At 45.2% G+C, this 606-nt stretch carries 2 protein-coding genes; both read right to left on the reverse strand.

The window, feature by feature from the left end; genetic code table 11:
- On the reverse strand, positions 1-215 hold a 215-nt coding region (locus DW657_RS17445; protein WP_147382004.1), incomplete at its 3' end, for a hypothetical protein.
- 21 nt (positions 216-236) lie between these two features.
- The coding region (locus DW657_RS17450) for a DUF4974 domain-containing protein (protein WP_199658383.1) at positions 237-606 on the reverse strand (370 nt) is incomplete at its 5' end.

Consider the following 606-nt stretch of genomic DNA (forward strand, 5'->3'; position numbering starts at 1 on the left):
GCATCGGGAATATTGGCTGTCTTCACGTTCTGGGTAACTGTGAAATCCTCCAGTTCGTTGTAGATGAAACTGATTTTGTAGCGCTTGGAAGCCTTGTCGAGGTCGATGAGGACGTCCGACATGCTGCGGTCGTGATAGTTGCGCTGGATGTGCTGTGCGCTCATCGCCAGGGCGAACGTGCACAGCAGGAATATGATGGCTGAAAATCTTCTCATAATGATGTTGCTTTTTATTTGTTATTTTACAATCAGCTCGTTTTGTTGCAATTCGATGTTTACATTCTCGAATTGGTTCAGTTCTTTTACGATGTTCTCGATGCTCGAATGACTGTTCCATTCGTAATAGAGGCGGAGGGTCTTGTCCTCGTTATTCTCAAACTTCACTTGTAAATCATAATAAGAAGCAATTTCAGAAAGTATCTGCTCGAAAGCCACATTCTCGAAAGTCTTGTGAATGGCTGGCTTTTCTGGTTTCGGATGAGTCAGGGAATCCGTTGCTGCTACCTGCTTTGCGGAATCTGATTTTATGACTTCCGGATGAGTATCAGCCGTTACCTGGGTAGGTTCCTGGCTGCGCTTGATGTAAGTATGGATTGCGGCAAAGGCA

This window comes from Prevotella sp. AM23-5, from assembly GCF_003473645.1.
Classification (GTDB): domain Bacteria; phylum Bacteroidota; class Bacteroidia; order Bacteroidales; family Bacteroidaceae; genus Prevotella; species Prevotella copri_A.